Source organism: Microcoleus sp. PH2017_05_CCC_O_A, from assembly GCF_020738785.1.
Lineage (GTDB): Bacteria > Cyanobacteriota > Cyanobacteriia > Cyanobacteriales > Microcoleaceae > Microcoleus.
In genome coordinates, this window is sequence record NZ_JAEQCB010000254.1 from 1 (window position 1) to 537 (window position 537).

General features: G+C 47.7%; 1 protein-coding gene. It reads left to right on the forward strand.

The features are described 5' to 3' along the window. Positions 1-17: 17 nt before the first annotated feature. On the forward strand, positions 18-537 hold a 520-nt coding region (locus tag JGK20_RS33080; protein WP_293233644.1), incomplete at its 3' end, for a CADD family putative folate metabolism protein.

Genomic DNA, 537 nt, shown 5'->3' on the forward strand with positions numbered 1-537 from the left:
AAGGGCGATCGACAATTATGACTCAACAGCAATTTCTCGAACAACTCAACAGCATCCTCGACCAAAACCACCTGCTGAAACATCCGTTCTACCAAATGTGGAACGAAGGTAAACTCGACATCGCAATGCTGCAAGAGTACGCACAAGAATACTACCTGCAAGTTCACAACTTCCCCACCTACGTCAGCGCCACCCACGCCGCCTGTGACGACATCAAAATTCGTCAAATGCTCCTCGAAAACCTCATAGAAGAAGAAAGAGGCGCCGCAAATCACCCCGAATTGTGGCTGCGCTTTGCCGAAGGTTTGGGTTTAGATAGAAATGCAGTTCTCGAACGCGAACATTTAGAAAAAACCACCGAATCCGTCCGCATTCTCAAAGACTTAGCGCGCAGCGAATCTCCCGCCAAAGGTTTAGCCGCCCTCTACGCTTACGAAGCACAAATCCCCGAAGTTTCCACAACCAAAATCGCTGGTTTAAAGGAATTTTACGGCATCGATTCACAAGCTGCTTTGTCTTTCTTTCAAGTTCACGAAA